Origin of the sequence: Horticoccus luteus, assembly GCF_019464535.1 — a bacterium.
Classification (GTDB): Bacteria; Verrucomicrobiota; Verrucomicrobiia; order Opitutales; family Opitutaceae; genus Horticoccus; species Horticoccus luteus.
The window spans coordinates 2,838,969-2,855,378 of record NZ_CP080507.1; the positions used below are offsets into that span (position 1 = coordinate 2,838,969).

Here is a 16,410-nt window from a genome sequence, read left to right on the forward strand (position 1 = left end):
GCGCCATCCCACCGTGCCCCGCCGCCTCCTTCTCCCTCTGCTGCTTCTCGGCCTCGCGCTGCTGACCGGCGTTGCCCATGCGTTTCCCCCGGCGCCGTATTTCACCCTCTACGGCACCGTGCGCGACGAACAAGGCCAGCGCATCCACGCCGCCGGCGCCGTGGTGGTCTTCTATAAAGACGGCGTCGAAAAACTTCGGCAGAACATCATCGAAAGCGACCTGCTCGACCAAAATTATCAAATCCGCCTGCGCATGGATATGCAGCGCGGCGGCAGCGTGAGCTACAGCGATCTGGCCAACGCCACCGGCTCTTCCTTCAGCCTCGCAATCCTCCTTAACAACATCGCTTACACGCCGGTCGAAATGTCCGTCACGCGCACCGTCGGCCAGCCGGGTCAACGCGTCCGCCTCGATCTCACGCTCGGCGTCGATTCCGACGGCGATGGCCTTCCCGACGCGTGGGAACAGAGTCAACTCTTCGCCGCCGGCATCCGGCCCGGGCCCAACGGTTGGGATCTCAGCCTCATCGACCGCGATGGCGACTTCGATGGCGATGGCGTTTCCAACTGGGCCGAATACGTCGCGGGCACCTTTGCCACTGATCCCACCGACTATCTCGCGCTTCAAATCGTCGCCAAGGGCACCGCGAGCGTGCACCTCCAATTCTTCTCCATCTACGGCAAAGTCTATTCGCTCGAATCGTCCCCCGATTTGAAAACGTGGAGTCACGTTTCCCTCTACACGACCAACCCCGAGCCGGCCGTCACCGACACACCCGTCGCTCCCGTCGCTCAAGCCTCTTTCCAAGCCACCTCGACCGGCGTCGTCGACCTCTACGCGGATTCCGCCGCCGATTCCGTCCACGCTCTCTTTTACCGGTTAAAAGTTCGATGAATCGCTCCGGCCCCCTCGCCCTCCTCATCGCTGCCGTCCTCCTCGGCGCCGCCACCCTCCATGCTCAATGGAAAACCGAGACCTACGTCCTGCAGGCCGGTTGGAATGGCATCTATCTTCACGGCGATGCCTCCTACGCCACGCCCGCGGAACTCTTCGCCGCGTATCCCGCGGTGACCCAGGTCTGGCGCTGGAATCCCAACCCCGACCAAGTCCAGTTCTCAACGTCTCCCGCCGTGCCCGATGCCACCAGCAGCGAGTGGACGATCTGGAAGCGCGACGATCCCAGCGAGCAGCAGCTTAGCAAGATGGTCGGCCAGTCCTCGTATCTGATTTATTGTGCCGGCGACGCCGGCACCACGACGACCGTCGCCATCACGCAAAAGCCGCAGCCGCCGGCCGCCACCTGGCTCATCACCGGCGCCAACTTCATGGGATTCCCCGCCGATCCCGCCAGCGCCACCACGACGTTCGCCAATTACTTCGCCAGCTTTTCCACCGCGATCACCGCGCCGTCGAAGATCTACAAATACGTTGGCGGCGAACTCGGACTCGCCAATCCGATCGAGGTCACCGCGCTCGGCACCCAAAAGCTCGATCGCAACAGCGCCTACTGGTTCCAAGCTGCCACCGTCGGCAATTTCACCGGCCTCGTGGAATACGAGCTGCCCAGTAACGCCGGCCTCGCCTTCGGCCGCACCGGCATGGCGATCACTGTCGGCGTGATGAATCGCTCCAACACCGCCGTCACGCTCACCGTCTCCACCGCGCCTTCCGAACCCGCGCCCACCGGCCAGACCGGCATCACCGGCGCCGTCCCTCTCACCCGCCGCGTCAACGATGGCACCGGCGCCTACACCGAGACGCCCCTCAGCGGCAGTTTCACCGTGACCATCCCCGCCAACGGCCGCCTCGACCTCTCCTTCGGCCTCGACCGCAGCCAGCTCACCGGCTCGTCCAACGCCCTCTACGCCTCGCTCCTGCGCATCAAAGATTCGGCGAATCTCACCGACGTTTATCTCCCCGTCACCGCGCAAACCGCCACGCCCGCCGGCCTTTGGATTGGCGAAGTCAACGTGAAGTCTGTCGTGAGCACCGTCGCAGGCAGTCCCGGTGCCACCACCGCTCGCGCGTTTCCCCTCCGGCTCATCCTCCATGTGGATGGCAACGGCACCGCGCGCGTGCTCTCCCAAGCGTTCGTCGGCAACCTCGCCTCCGCCGGCCACGCCCCCGGCGTCTGCACCCACGAAGGCGGCCTCTGGGCCGACACCAAAGCCGACGCGCTCCGGCTCGTCTCAAGCCAGATGCCCCTCGACCGCGTCATCGCCGGCACTGGCGCCTTCGCGATCGGCCACACCCTCACCTACACGATCTCGCTGCCGTTCGACGACGTCACGAATCCCTTCGTGCACGAATACCATCCCGACCACGACAACCGCGATGCGCGCGGCCTGCCCCTCGCCGCCGGCGTCGAGAGCTACACCATTACGCGCACCGTCACGCTGAACTTCACCGCCGCGCCCCCCGATGGCAGCACCGTCAACGGCTGGGGCACCACCGTTTACGGCGGCACTTACACCGAGACGATCACCGGCTTGAGCCGCCAGCCCCTCACCGTCAGCGGCGGCTTCGGCCTGCGCCGCGTCACCGAAGTCGCCGATCTCGACACCACCACTCAGTGAAATCGCCGCAACGCATCCTTTCCCTCCCCCTTTCCCGCCCATGAAAACATTCCTCGCCGCCCTCCTGCTCCTCGCCGGCACCCTCACCGCCTTCGCGCAGACATCCAGCGTCCCCACTCTCTTGTCCTATCAAGGCCACGTGACGGACGCCTCCGGCACGCCCATCGGCAACGCCAGTCCCGTCAACCGCACCGTCACCTTCAAGTTCTACTCCGTCAGCTCCGGCGGCACTCCTCTCTATGCCGAGACGCAGACCGTCACCATTTCCGGCGGTGACTTCAGCGTGCTGATTGGCAACGGCACCGGCGTCTCCGGCCTGCGCGGTCCCAGCGCACCCGCCCTCACGCCGTTCACGGTTCTCTCCTCCATCTTCACCGGCAACGTTTACCTCGGCCTCACTGTGGACGACGGCACCGCCGCCGCCGATCCTGAGATCACCCCCCGCCAGCAAATCGTCTCCTCCGCCTACTCCTTCCGCGCGAAAGTCGCCGAGGCTCTCGCCGACGCGGCTCTCACGACGACCATGCTCGCCGACACCGCCGTCTCCACCAACAAGATCGGCGCCGCCCAGGTAACCACCGCCAAGATTGCCAACAACGCCGTCACCACCGCTCTCGTCGCCGACGGCAACATCACCAACGGCAAACTCGCCAGCGGCGCCGTCACCACCGCCAAAATCGCCGATGGCAACGTCACCACCGCGAAGATCGCCGATGGCAACGTCACCACGGAAAAACTCGCGGCCGGCGCGGTGACCGGCGCCACGATTGCCGACGGCACCATCACCAGTGTCGATATCGCCGACGGCACCATCGCCGCGGTCGATCTCGCCGCCAACAGCGTTTCCACGCCTAAAATCGTCACCAACGCCGTCGACTATTCGAAACTCGAACCCGGCGTTCAACAAAGCCTCTGCCCCACGGGCACGATCGTGCCTTTCGCCGGTGACACCGCGCCCCCCGGCTGGGTGCTTTGCGACGGCACGGCGCTTAATCGCACTTCCTTCGCCAATCTTTTCGCCGTCATCGGCACTCGCTTCGGTTACACCGACGGCACGAATTTCCGCGTGCCCGACTTCCGTGGCCGCTTCCTGCGCGGCCGCGATGGCGGCGCCGGTCGCGACCCGGATCGCAACTCCCGCGTTGCGATGAATGCCAACGGCAGCACCGGCGATCGCGTCGGCTCCGTGCAGGGCGACCAGCTCGCCGCCCACAACCACGGCTACAAAGACATTTATTATTCCGAGAGCGGCGGTAACAGCACGGCCTACAACAACAGCATCGGCTCCAACAAAACCGACTGGGATAACGAGGGCTACGAACTGAATCGCACGACCGACAACACCGGCGGCACGGAAACCCGTCCACAAAACGCCAGCGTGAATTATATCATCAAGGTCTGAGCGCGCGTCGTCGTGCGAACCCAGAATCCGATCCCGTGCCTCGTCTCATGAGCCCTGTCCGCCTCCTTCGTCCGCTCTTGCTCATGGGCGCGCTCGCGTCCGCGTCGTTCACCGCCCTGCACGCGCAATATGAACTGAAAAGCGAGGTCGCGAACAAACTCAGCTATCGCCCCGGCGGCATTCCCACCGGCCCCTCCGGCACGCCGTCGGGCAATCCCACGATCACACCCCAGTTCGCCAACGCCGTCGAAACCTCCGCCACCGCCGGCCCGGTTTCCGCCGCCGCCGCACTGACTTCGCGCTACCCTTCCTCGTCCGTCGCCGTGCTCCAACGCGCCAGCGTTGGCACCACCTTCGCCTCCGGCGTGCCGCGCTATTTCCTCGGCGACCGCATCACCGCGCCCGTCACCTACGTCAATTCCGTCGGCAGCACCATCACCGTGCCCGCCGACTTCTGGCGCGCCGAGCCCGTGCGCGCCGCCGAGATCGTCGTCAACCCCTCCGGCCAACCGCTCAAGGATGCCACCGGCATCGCGATCCCCAATACCGCCAACGTCATCATCCCCGCGCTCGCCACCGGCGTTTACGAAAAATTCTATTACAGCCCCAACGCCAAACAGGTCTTCGCCAGTGAACCCGGCCAGGTCGAAATCTGGTGGCGCTCCCGTCTGCCCGACGCCTCCAACAATTACGTCCTCGTGCACGAGACGTTCTCCGTCTCCTCCGCCACCTCCAGCCCCGTCCGCACACTTTACTGGACGGAGAAAACCTTCAACGGCCCCCGCGTCACCATTCCCAGCGGCCGCATCGTCACGGTGAATCCCGTTTTCACCAACGTCTTTCCCGCCACCGTCGCCACCGAATACGTTCCCGTCGGCAACTCCCCGCCCGCCGATCCCAACGCCCAGCCCGCCGCCGAACTGCGCACCGTCTGGTTCGACACCACCAACGGCAGCGGCTCCCTCCACGCCTACAACGTCTCCGGCCGCATCATGGTCGAATACCTCGGCGCCCTGCAGGACGATGGCTCACACGAATTCCTCGGCGCCGACATCATCGCCGTCTCCCAATCCGCGCCCACTTCGACCCTCACCGTGAATCTCGGCGAGGAAATCCGCCCCAGCCCCGACGATCGTCTCCTCATTCCTCAACCCGTCAGCTCGACCACGGCCAACGCCATCAACTATTACGGCACCACCGTCCGTCCCGACGGCTCCGTCGCCTACTACGCCGAACACGAAAACTACATCGAAGACCAGGTCGTCTTCTACTGGCTTGAGCAACTCGACGCCGGCATCGCGCCCGCTTCTGGCCAGGCTCCCGGCCTCAAACTCGACTGGCCGAAATACCTGCACAAATACCTGCAAGTCTGGCCCAGCGACGTCACCGCCTTTGCCCAATACACCGTCGCCCACGGCGGCAGCTCAGCCAGCTCCGGCACCGGCCTGAAATTCGAAGGCGGAAAAATCCCTTCCGTCATCTATCAAGACGACTTGGAGCAGGACGAAGTCTTGCTCGATCCCACGACCCAGCGCCTCCTCGTCAACCTCGCCGACTCCAGCGATCAACTCAGCCGCGTGCTGCTCAAATTCACCGGCGATAACGGCGGCGTCTGGTATGTCCGCCTCATGACGCAGGCCGACGACCGCACCGGCTACATCGAAGGCGATGCCACGCCCGCGGTCACCGGCTCCGCCTACGTCGGCGAACGCCTCGCCCCGCCGTCGTCCGAATACAGCGTCGCCGGCTACATTTCCGCCGGCACCGCCTATTCTCCCAACGCCTACATCAATCCCTTCGCCGCTGGCGTCACCGCGGGCGAACAAGGCGCGATCATTCCCGTCAACGCCCTGCCCGGCGGCGCCACCACCCTCGAAGTCTGGTGGTTCAAGAAAGTCGCCGCGCCGTCCAGCGAGTTTTCCGATTTTTACACCACCGCGAAAATCGGCCGCTACACCGTCAGCTACCGCACCGACAGCCCGACCATCGTCCTCGCCTCCAACAACGGCACCGGCGACCTCTCCCCTGCGCAGATCGCCGGCTCCCTCTACGTGCAGAACGACGTCAGCCTCCCCGGCTACAACCCCAACGAAGAGCACGCCCTCATGCTCAGCGGCCGCGCCTACGCCCTGCGCGACGACCTCAATCTCACGACCGGCTCCAGCTACGCCACGTTCAGCTCCCTCCCGCGCGTCCTCATTCAATACACGGATCCCAACGACAGCCGCCCCGCGATGTCGGTCTACGAAGTCGTCCGCGAAGATGCGAACTACACCTTCAACTATCCCGTCACCGCCGGCACGATACTCAACTCGCCGATGCCGCTGCCCAGGTTGCCGCTGCCCGTCGATCCCGCCACCGGCCTCTCGCGCAACCTCGAGGTCACGCCCAATCCCGACGAGTTTCCGCCCGAAACGTTCGCCGCCGATGCGCCCGGCAGCTACGGCAAATTCACCTTCAAGGATCGTAAGGGCTACGACTGGGTTTACCGCGGCCCCCACGGCAATCCCGACGAAGCCGGCCTCCCCTCTTCCTCCGGCCCGCTCGCCAATACCGAGTTCAACGTCACCAAGGGCTTGTGGGTGAACAGCACCAACATCGGCTCCCTCACCGTCTCCGATGGCGCCTACAACGGCGTCGCGACCGGCTCTGGCGACGCCTACTTCTGGACTTCCGGCCTCCCGCCCTTCAACGGCAGCAGCGTCCCCACAATCAAGGTCCGCATGCGCGCGTCCGCCAACGCCGGCGTGCAGCTTTTCTGGGGCAACCAAAACGGCGGCTTCGGCGGCGGCCGGGTGGCCGGTTCCAATTACACCGGTTCCGGCGAATGGCAGGTGGTCACGTTCAACCTTTCCAGCTCCTCGGAGTGGACCGGCCAGACCATCAACGCTCTTCGTCTCGATCCTGTCGTCACCGCCGGCGTCACGTTTTCCATCGACTGGATCCGCTCCTCCCAATCCTCGCCCGGGCTCGGCATGGAGTGGTATTACACGATGCGCGCCGGGTTTTGGTTTCCCAGTCTGACGACCCAGCCGGCTGAGGGCACCATCCTCCCTTACCTGCGCACGAAGAATCCCGACGGCTCCTGGCAAGGCGACCCCGTGACGGCGACTCCTCTCACGGTAAACTATCGCCCCGTGTGGCCCGACAACGTCCCCACCATGAGTGTCGGCGAAACACTCACGCTCGCCAACCACGGCCTCCCGTCCGTTCGCGGCAACACCAGCGCCGTCGTCTTCTATCAGCAGTCCGTCGCGCAAAAAGGCTCCGCCACGACCAGCGTCACGCTCCACGATCCCACGCGCGCCAAAACCGTCCTCCTCGACAACGCCGCCGTCGGACTCACCAAACTTCCCGCCTCCGCCGCCCTCACGCAGCAGAGCGGCAAAACCTATTTCCAACTCCTCCCTCCGCACCTGCAGCAGCGTTTCTATTTCGACGGCACCCTCGGCCCCGTCGGCGGACTCGTGTTGATCGGCCAGTTCGTGGACGAGACCGCCGGCGAAGATTACGTTCACCTCAACGCCCTCAGTCCCGACGACGTCGCTTCGCTCAAGGCCATCGTCGCTCCCACCGACAACGATTACCAGAAATGGTCCATCGCCATCGACAACCTCTCCACGCGCGTCGAGACGTTCATGGAAGATCCGTCCAAACGCGGCACCTACATTCCCGATTCCACCAAGACCGTCACTGTCGGCGCCACGCAGCTCGCCACGATCACGTCGTCCGACACCGCCGTGGACAGCTACGCACTCACCGCCACCGGCGCTGGCAGCGGTTACGCCACGCTCCTCTTCGGCAACGGCTACGCCTTCACCCCCGTCGGCGACCCCGTCTCTGTCGCGATCATCAAAGTCGTTCCGCAGCTCTACACCGGCGACTTGAAAACCCTCGTCGCGTCCAATCCCCTCGACGAACAAACCGCCCTCCGCCACAGCGGCGACTTCGCGGCGCATCCGGAGAATTACGACTTCGAGTGGCGCTACGCCGCCCCGCAGGATGGCGTCGTTCCGCCCACCTACACCTACGCGATGGGCACGATCGTGGGTTCCGCCACGACCAACCTCTGGCAGCTCGCCACCAATCCACCCGCCCCGCTGCCCTCGACCTACCCGGCGACGAATTATCCCTTCCCACGCACCTTCGCGATCAACAACGCCTCCTACGTCACGTCCTCCGGACTCCCCGGCACCGTCGCGAAACCCGTCAGCCCGGTCACCTTCTCCGGCCCGATTCCGTCGCAGATCGTTTTCAGCGCCGAACTCGGCGCGCACGATGGCTTCGTCCTCTACGTCAACGGTTCTCCCGCCGTCGCCTCGCGCGTGCCGCCCGGCGTCGTCATCCCCGGCAACCTCGCGCTCACCGATCCGCGCACCGGCCTCTCCTCCAGCGGCCTCACCAATCAATACACCGTTCCCTCCACCTACTTCATCGTCGGTGACAACCGCCTGGAGATCGCGCTCTACACCTCCGCCAACGCGAACGCCGTCTCCTCGCTCGACTTCCGCCTCGATGCCGCCGTCGAAACCGACCACGTCGTCGCCAACGGCTCGCCTTGGATACTCCCCAACGGCACGCTCACCAACACCGTCGTCGTCGGCGGCTCCGCCACCTCCCCGCTCGGCAACCCGCTGCTCGTTTTCTCCGACAACTATTTCACGATGCGTTATCGGCCCAAAGCCGGCGTGACGAACGTCGCCGGCACCGGCTGGAGTCGCTGGATGACGCCGAAGCTCGTCGAGAGCTGGATCAAGCGCGCCCTCGACGGCATCAACCCGTTCACGCAGCGCACCGACGATCTCTACAACAACCCCGTCAGCACCGATGTTTCCATCCTCACCCAGGCCGGCAAACGCTGGGAGGGCGACGTCGCCCTGAATCTCAATAACATCAACGATTTTGGCCTGATCGAAATCTACGAGACGCTCCTCAACCGCGCCAAGAAGCTCAGCATCGACGCCGGTTACGACGACCCCGGCACCAACGATACGCTGCTCCTCACCGCCGGCTATCTCAGCGATCTCTACATGACCCTCGGCAATGAGGCGTCCGACGATGCCGACAATCCCACGATCGCCATCGACGGCGAACTTTCGTCCGGCGAAGTCAGCACATCCCGCTTCTCCTTCGAAGGCCAGGTCCCGAGCCTGATCGACGAAGAACTCGCCCTCCTCCGCGGCCGCGACGATTTCCTCAGCCCCGGCGTCACCGTCGCCCCCGCCTATAACCGCCTGTATTGGAACTACACCAACGGCATCAACTCCGGCGAATCCATCTACGCCATCAATTACGACATCAAGGAGAAGGCCGGCAGCCCCACCGCCAACGGCACCCTCGATGCCGCCGACGCGCAGTATATGTTCCCCCAAGGCCACGGCGATGCCTACGGCCACTACCTCACCGCGCTCACCGGTTATTACAAACTGCTCACTTCGCCTCACTTCACGTGGACGCCCCGCACCGAGTCTGTCGACGTCCTCGGCCAGACGGTGCAGGTCGATTATGAAGACGAACGCAAGTTCGCCGCCGCCGCCGCCAGCGTCGCCCGCACCGCCGCCCGCATCATCGATGTCAGCGCGCGCAAATCCTACCGCGATGATCCTTCCGTCGGCTGGAGCCACCAGCGCGACGGCAAATACAACGCCACGACCGGCCTCACCCGCAACTGGGGCACCGACGAATGGGCCGCCCGCGCCGGCCAGGGCGCGTATCTGAATTGGGTCAGCGCCAACGCCATGCTGCCCGATGTGGACAACAATCCCCAGCACACCGGCATCCAGATCATCGACCGCACCACGGTGCCGGAAATCTCCGAAATCGTCACCAGCGCCGTCGCCATCCAGACGTCGCTCGACGACCAGAGCGCCCACATCAACCCCCTCGGCCTCGCCAACGGCGCCATCGCCTTCGACATTTCGCCCACCGATCTCAAGGCCGGCAAATCCCACTTCGACCAGATCTACGCCCGCGCGCTCCAAGCCTCGCTCAACGCCAAAGCCGCGTTCGACCGCGCCTGCGTCATGAACCGCACCTTGCGCAACCAGAACAACACGCTCGACGACTACAACAACGCCGTCGACGACCAGGAGCGCGCCTACGAATACCAGCTTATCACCCTGTTCGGCACCGCCTACGCCGGCGACATCGGACCCGGCAAGCTCTACGCCCAAGGCTACACCGGCCCCGACCTCTATCACTACTGGTTCATCGACCAACCCTCCGCGCTCGTCGACACCGCCGCGACGCTCACCTTCACTTATCCCGAGCCGATCAACCTCGATCCGTTCAAGGAATGGTCCCTCGACAACGCCTATAACAAAGTCCGCGATCCGCTGCAGTTCACGAGCCGCACGATCACCATCTCGCCCGACCGCATCACGCAATTCGCCTCTGCAGGCCTCGGTGCGCGTTCGCAACCCGGCCAGCTCCAGTCCGCCCTCCTCGCCGTCTATCAGGCCCAGGTCAACGCCCGCGCCGCCGCCAATACGCTGGACACCCTCATGCGGCAGTTCGATCGCGACTACCAGCTCTTCACCGAATTCCGCACGTCTTACGCCGACGCCAGCGATGGCGCCGCCGCCAAGCTCGACGAAGCCGCCGTGAAAATCAAAGCCGCCAACGTCGTCTCCCACAGTTCCGCCATCTCCTCCCTCAGCGCCGACCTCGTCTATAATCTCAGCGAGGCGCTCAAGGGCGGCTACCCCAGCGACGTCGGCCTCGCCACCGATCCCAGCGGCCCCGCGCGTTTCCTCACCATGTATGGCGGCTCCCTCAGCGCCTACGCCCTGCAACTTTCCTCCCTCGCCCTCGACGCCAAGGCCGCCGACCTCCAGTCCGAAGCCGACGATCTCGCGTCCCAAGCCGACGACTTTCTCACCCAATACAACTGGGACAATCAGGACAAACAGCACGTCGTCGAATTCGAGCACCTCCTGCAACAGATCCTCGCGACCAAGTTCACCATCGCCTCCCGCCTCGCTGAACTCCAGCACGCCACCGAGCGCGTCACGCAGATCGTCGCCGAAGGCAATCACGTCCTCGCCGAGCGCGAAACCTTCCGCCAGCGCGCCGCCGCCGTCATCCAGGGCTACCGCACGCGCGACCTGACTTACCGCGCCTTCCGCAACGAGGAGCTTTCCCAATACCAGTCCCTCTACGACCTCGCCGCCCAATACACCTACCTCGCCGTCCAGAGCTACGACTACGAGACCGGCCTCCTCGGCACCACCGCCGGCCAGAAGATCGTCGACGGCGTCATCAGCACCCGCTCGCTCGGCGACTTCAAGGACGGCCTGCCCGTCGCCACCACCGGCACCACCGGCGACGGCGGCCTCGCCGCCTTGCTCGCCCGCCTGCAGAGCGATTGGTCCGTCGCGAAATCCCGCCTCGGCATCAACAACCCCGACAACTACGGCACCCTCTTCTCCCTGCGCCAGGAACTCTTCCGCGTGCGCACCGATGCCGCCACCACCGAGGACGACAAAGCCTGGCAGCAGGTCCTCGAGCAGCACATCATGAGCAACGTCCTCAACGACCCCGACGTTGCCACCTACTGCCGCAACATCCGCAAAGCCGACGGCTCCTCTGTCCCCGGCATCGTGATACCTTTCAGCACCACGATCGGCCAGGGCCTTAACTTCTTCGGCCGTCCCCTCGCCGCCGGCGACCACGCTTACACCGCGTCGAACTTCGCCACGAAGATCTACTCCACCGGCCTCGTCCTCGACGGCTACGTCGGCATGGATCCCTACGCCATCGGCACGCCCAACGCCGGCAAGCCCGCCAGCTCCAATCCGAACGCCCTCAGCGCCACGCCCTACGTCTACCTCATCCCTGCCGGCCTCGACTCGATGTATATGCCGCCGCTCGGCGACAACGCCGTCGTCCGCACCTGGTCCGTCAAGGATCAAGCCATGCCGCTGCCCTTCAACCTCGGTGAGGACGTCTTTTCGGCCAACGTGTTCTTCACGCCGCAAGGCACCGTGAACGAACAGTTCTGGATCACGCGCAAACACCAGGCCTTCCGCCCCGTCAGCGATCCCGCGTTTTTCTACAGCACGATGCCCGCCGAGTTCACCAACTCCCGCCTCGTCGGCCGCAGCGTGTGGAATACCCAGTGGAAACTCGTCATCCCCGCCAACACGCTGCTCGGCGACGAACAAGGCGGCCTCGACAAGTTCGTGCGCACCGTCTCCGACATCCGGCTCTTCCTGCGCACCTACTCCAATTCCGGCAACTGATGCCCCGCCCGCGCCTCATCGCCTTCGCCGCCGTGACCGCCGCCGTCGCCGTCGGGACTGCCGTGTATTTTTCTCAACGTCCGGCGCCCACCCCTGCGACCGTCGCTCCCGCCACCACTGCGCCCACGGCTCAAAGCCGCAGCGTCACCGTGACCGCCTCGCCCGAAGAAATATTCCGCCGCGCTTTCTGGCGCCACCCCGCCGCCGGCGATCGCATCGTCCACGCCGACCGCCACGAATGGGTCGACGACGGACACGTGCAACGCTGGCAATGGTTCCTCGAAGTCCGCCCCGACCCGTCACTCCTGCACGCGTTGCGCGACCCGGACACGTTCGGCCTCGTTTCCGCCGCGCCTTCCTCCGCCGTCGCCCAACCGTTGTCGCCGCCTTCGTGGTTTCCCTCCGCGGCGCAACGTCGCGGATACGAAGTTCTCCGCAGCCCCGCCGGCGGCCTGACCGTTTACTATCGCGCCGCCGATAATGTCCTTTTTGCCACCGATACCGGCCGCGGTTTCGCCGCTCCCGTCGTCGCCGTTTCCCGCTGAAGCCATGTTCTCCTCCCGTTCACTCCTCGTCGTCCTCTTCCTGCTGGCGGCATCCCGTCTCTGCGCTGCCGTCTCGCTCGTCGGTCAAGTGGGCACCCTTTTTCAAAGCGACGCCACCACGCCCATCCCCGCCGGCTCCATCGCGATCCTCGTCGCGGATACGAACAAGACCAGCCATGCCGGCCTCGCCAATCCCGTTGGCACCACGCTGACCGTCGGCAGCTATCTCGGTGGCAACTCCGACGATCTTATCGTCGGACTTTATTCAGCGAGCGACTTGGGCGGCGGCATCATCGGCGTCGACTTCGGCGGCACGACGTTGACCTACGGCGATTCATTCTCCGCTGGCACCGATCTCTGGCTGCTCTGGTTTCCCTCCCAATCCGTCGCCGGCGCCGTCCTCGGAGCGGGCGTTCCGTTCGGTTCCTATCGCTCGGACACCATCGATTTCGCGAGCGGCTCCGACATCGCCTTCGTCGCCCCGCGCGACGGCTCAATTTCGTCGCTCTTCGCGTTCTCCGCGAGCACTGGCTACGGTCTCGCGTCTAACGCCGAGCTCAGCGCCACCGCGCTGACCACCGCCACTCAGCCTCCGTCGGACCTGACGCTTTCGCGGCGCTCCTTCAACATCCTTGCCGGCGCCAACGCGTTCGTCGGTTCTCTCGCCACCACCGACGCGGACAGCACCGCGTTTTCCTACACGCTCGTGGCTGGCCCCGGCGATACCGACAACGCGCACTTCAACCTCTCCGGCGCCGCTCTCCGCGCTTCCGATCCTTCGTCCTTTTCCCTCGGCTCTTATTCGGTGCGCATCCAAACCGATGACGGCGACGGCGGCATTCTGGCGAAGACGTTCACCGTCACCGCCAGCTACGTTGGCGCGTATTTCGGCACGTTCGCCTCCGGCGGTTCCTGGGCCCTGCACGTCCGCGATGATAATTCGGCCGTCTTCCTCGCCTTCCTCCCTGCCCGCGGCAGCGTGCTCGTGGCGAATCTCACCCTCGCCTCCGATGGATCCTTCAGCGTCACCGATTCCGAGCTCACCGCCGACGGCGCAGTCCCCGTCGCAATCGGCGCCACCGGCCACCCCGCTTCTCCCGCCGCCAGCCTCTACACACTCTCCGGCTCGATTGGCGCGATGGGCACAGTGTCCGGCTCGATCACCGGAATCGGCGACACGCTGACCGGCACCCTCGCCCCCGCAACCGGCCCCGCGCAGAACTCCGCTGGCTTTTATTCCGCCTCCGCTCTCGGCACCGACCACGGCTCCACTTACACGATCGTCGGCGCTTCCGGCCAAGCCCTCATCGTTACCACCGGTGATACGTCCGTCGATGGCGCAACCGGCACCATCGACGCCCAAGGCCACCTCACCGCCACGACACAACAAAACGCCCAGCTCACGCTCGCGATCGATGCGTCCGGCCATTCCCTCACCGCCGACCTCACGCCCGCGGGCGCCTCGACCCCGATTTCTTTCGCCGGCCTGTCCGACACGATCACCCCGGAGGCGCGCTTGGTAAATCTCTCCGTCCGCAGTGCGACGGGCACCGGCTCCGAAACTCTCATCGTCGGCTTTGTCGTCGGCGGCTCGGGCGACAAAACACTTCTGCTCCGCGGCATCGGACCCGGCCTCACCACGTTTGGCGTCACCAACGCCGTCGCGGATCCCGGCATGCACCTGTTCACCGGCACCAATGAAGTCGACGCCAACGACGACTGGGATGGCTCCGCCACGACCGCCCAAACCTTCGCGCGCGTCGGTGCGTTTCCCCTCACCGCTGGATCGAAGGATGCGTCGCTGCTCAGCCCCCTCTCGGCCGGTGTGTATTCGTTTCACATCTCCGCGAGCGCCGCCGCCTCGGGCGTGGCCCTCGCCGAGATCTACGACACCGATACCGCCGCCAGCACCACTCACCTCGTCAACATCTCCGCCCGCACGCAGGTCGGCAGCGGACAAAACATTCTGATCGCCGGCTTCGTCGTCGGCGGCAACGCCCCCCAGACACTTCTTCTGCGCGGCGTCGGGCCGACGCTCGCCGGCTTCGGTGTGACCGGCACGTTGGCGGATCCTCAACTCGAACTCTTCCGCGACGGCACCTCGATCGCGCACAACGACAACTGGGGCGGCACGCCCGCGCTCAAAAATGCCTTCGCGCTCGTCGGCGCGTTTCCCTTCGGTTCCGATTCCAGTCAGGACGCCGCTCTTCTCGTCACGTTGCCCCCCGGCGTCTACAGCGCGCAAGTCTCCGGCGTCGCCGGAGCCACCGGCGTCGCCCTCGTGGAAATCTTCCTCCTCCCCTGACGCCCGCGTCGCCGGACCGGCGCTGCTCCGCGTGGGCCCCTCCACTCGCGTCGGCGGATGCCTGCAACCCCTTCGCGAATGATCCGTTGGCCGCAGAGTTCGAGCGGCCATGGTTCTTCGATCCGCGGCTGAACGTTTCGCCGGTCCGATCTCGAAAGACACACAGCCACCAATCCTCTGCCATTAATCAACCTCCGCAGGTTCCGCGGAAGTCTGATTTGGCTGCCCGACATGGATTCGAACCATGACTAGGCGAGTCAAAGTCGCCTGTGCTACCATTACACCATCAGGCAGTGAGGTGAGGAGGGACTACGCTGCGACAGTGCTCACGTCGGTCAAGGCCGGAAACGCGCCGGTGACAACATCCTGCACCCCTTCAAGCCGTTGAGCGCAATTTGCGCCTCCCGCGCCGGAGTTTTCTCCGCTCCCCACGCCGAAACGCCCCGTGCCGAGCGCCCGCAAAAACGGTTCGCTCCGCTCCCCGGCTTTTGTAACGTCGCGCCATGGCCCTTTACCTTTGGATCACGTTGGGGAGCGCCCTCGGCGGTCTGGCGCGTTTCATCGTCTCGGGCTTCGTGGCCGAGCGGATCGGCGAAACGTTTCCGTGGGGCACCCTCACCGTCAACGTCGCCGGCTCCTTCCTCATCGGCCTTTTCGCCACCCTGACTTCCCCCGATGGTCGCGTGTTTGTCGGCCCCCACGCCCGGCAGTTTGTCATGACCGGCTTTTTCGGCGGCTTCACCACCTTCTCTTCTTTCAGCCTCCAGACTCTCATGCTCGCTCAAGACGGCGAATGGTGGCGCGCCGGCCTCAATGTCGGTGGCAACGTGACCTTCTGTTTGTTGGCCGTCTGGCTCGGACACCTCACCGCCACGTGGATCAATACCCTCAAAGGCTCCTGATCATGGAACTCCCCACCGACTCCCTTTTGCTCCGCGTCTACCTCGGCGAATCCGACCGCCACGACGGCCGGCCACTCTACGAAGTGATAGTGCTGAAGGCGCGCGCGGCCGGTCTCGCCGGAGCCACCGTCCTCCGCAGCCCCATGGGCTTCGGGGCCGCGAGCCACTTGCACACGGCGAAAATCCTGCGCCTCTCCGCCGATCTCCCGATCGTCATCGAACTCGTCGACGCCGAAGCGAAGATCAACGCGTTCCTCCCGCAACTCGAACCGCTGATGGACGGAGGACTCATTACATTGCAGCCAGTCAAAGTCGTCCACTATCGCGCCGGCGCCCCCGACGTTTCGCCGTCCGCCTAAAGAGTTATCTGCCCGGACGCCTGCCGCGCGCTCGCGCGACCAACGCGCCTCGCTCCCTACCAAAACAGAAAACGCCC

Annotated in this window: 8 protein-coding genes and 1 tRNA gene; 8 read left to right on the forward strand and 1 reads right to left on the reverse strand. The window is 65.0% G+C overall.

Going from position 1 to position 16,410, the window contains the following annotated elements; genetic code table 11:
• Positions 1-13 precede the first annotated feature (13 nt).
• From K0B96_RS11600 to K0B96_RS11625, 6 genes are read left to right on the forward strand one after another with little or no spacing between them, the layout of a single operon-like run.
• Positions 14-895, forward strand: coding sequence for a hypothetical protein (locus tag K0B96_RS11600; protein ID WP_220161060.1), 882 nt, complete (start codon positions 14-16; stop codon positions 893-895).
• Positions 892-2,577 (forward strand): hypothetical protein, encoded by a 1,686-nt coding sequence (locus K0B96_RS11605; RefSeq protein WP_220161061.1) that lies wholly within the window; start codon positions 892-894, stop codon positions 2,575-2,577. The genes K0B96_RS11600 and K0B96_RS11605 overlap by 4 nt, the downstream gene beginning before the upstream one ends.
• Before the next feature lie 40 nt (positions 2,578-2,617).
• Positions 2,618-3,979 (forward strand): tail fiber protein, encoded by a 1,362-nt coding sequence (locus tag K0B96_RS11610; protein WP_220161062.1) that lies wholly within the window; start codon positions 2,618-2,620, stop codon positions 3,977-3,979.
• A gap of 47 nt (positions 3,980-4,026) precedes the next feature.
• Complete coding sequence (locus K0B96_RS11615; protein ID WP_220161063.1) at positions 4,027-12,222, forward strand: hypothetical protein; 8,196 nt, start codon at positions 4,027-4,029, stop codon at positions 12,220-12,222.
• Positions 12,222-12,767, forward strand: coding sequence for a hypothetical protein (locus K0B96_RS11620; protein ID WP_220161064.1), 546 nt, complete (start codon positions 12,222-12,224; stop codon positions 12,765-12,767). Before K0B96_RS11615 ends, K0B96_RS11620 begins: the two co-directional genes overlap by 1 nt.
• A 4-nt stretch (positions 12,768-12,771) precedes the next feature.
• Entirely contained in the window at positions 12,772-15,072 is a 2,301-nt protein-coding gene (locus K0B96_RS11625) for a beta strand repeat-containing protein (RefSeq protein WP_220161065.1), read from the forward strand.
• 219 nt (positions 15,073-15,291) lie between these two features.
• Here K0B96_RS11625 and K0B96_RS11630 read toward each other — a convergent pair.
• A tRNA-Gln gene (locus tag K0B96_RS11630) sits at positions 15,292-15,365 on the reverse strand.
• A 210-nt stretch (positions 15,366-15,575) separates the two neighbouring features.
• Between K0B96_RS11630 and crcB the strand changes: the two genes are divergently transcribed.
• Both crcB and K0B96_RS11640 read left to right on the forward strand, forming a co-directional pair.
• Complete coding sequence (crcB, locus tag K0B96_RS11635) at positions 15,576-15,974, forward strand: fluoride efflux transporter CrcB (protein ID WP_220161066.1); 399 nt, start codon at positions 15,576-15,578, stop codon at positions 15,972-15,974.
• A gap of 2 nt (positions 15,975-15,976) precedes the next feature.
• Complete coding sequence (locus K0B96_RS11640; RefSeq protein WP_220161067.1) at positions 15,977-16,333, forward strand: DUF190 domain-containing protein; 357 nt, start codon at positions 15,977-15,979, stop codon at positions 16,331-16,333.
• Positions 16,334-16,410 lie beyond the last annotated feature (77 nt).

What these genes read in the sequence shown, in the direction of transcription:
- K0B96_RS11605 (WP_220161061.1), top strand. Translation starts at nt 892, where the DNA reads ATGAATCGCTCCGGCCCCCTCGCCCTCCTCATCGCTGCCGTCCTCCTC.
- K0B96_RS11610 (WP_220161062.1), top strand. Translation starts at nt 2,618, where the DNA reads ATGAAAACATTCCTCGCCGCCCTCCTGCTCCTCGCCGGCACCCTCACC.
- K0B96_RS11615 (WP_220161063.1), top strand. Translation starts at nt 4,027, where the DNA reads ATGAGCCCTGTCCGCCTCCTTCGTCCGCTCTTGCTCATGGGCGCGCTC.
- K0B96_RS11620 (WP_220161064.1), top strand. Translation starts at nt 12,222, where the DNA reads ATGCCCCGCCCGCGCCTCATCGCCTTCGCCGCCGTGACCGCCGCCGTC.
- K0B96_RS11625 (WP_220161065.1), top strand. Translation starts at nt 12,772, where the DNA reads ATGTTCTCCTCCCGTTCACTCCTCGTCGTCCTCTTCCTGCTGGCGGCA.
- crcB (WP_220161066.1), top strand. Translation starts at nt 15,576, where the DNA reads ATGGCCCTTTACCTTTGGATCACGTTGGGGAGCGCCCTCGGCGGTCTG.
- K0B96_RS11640 (WP_220161067.1), top strand. Translation starts at nt 15,977, where the DNA reads ATGGAACTCCCCACCGACTCCCTTTTGCTCCGCGTCTACCTCGGCGAA.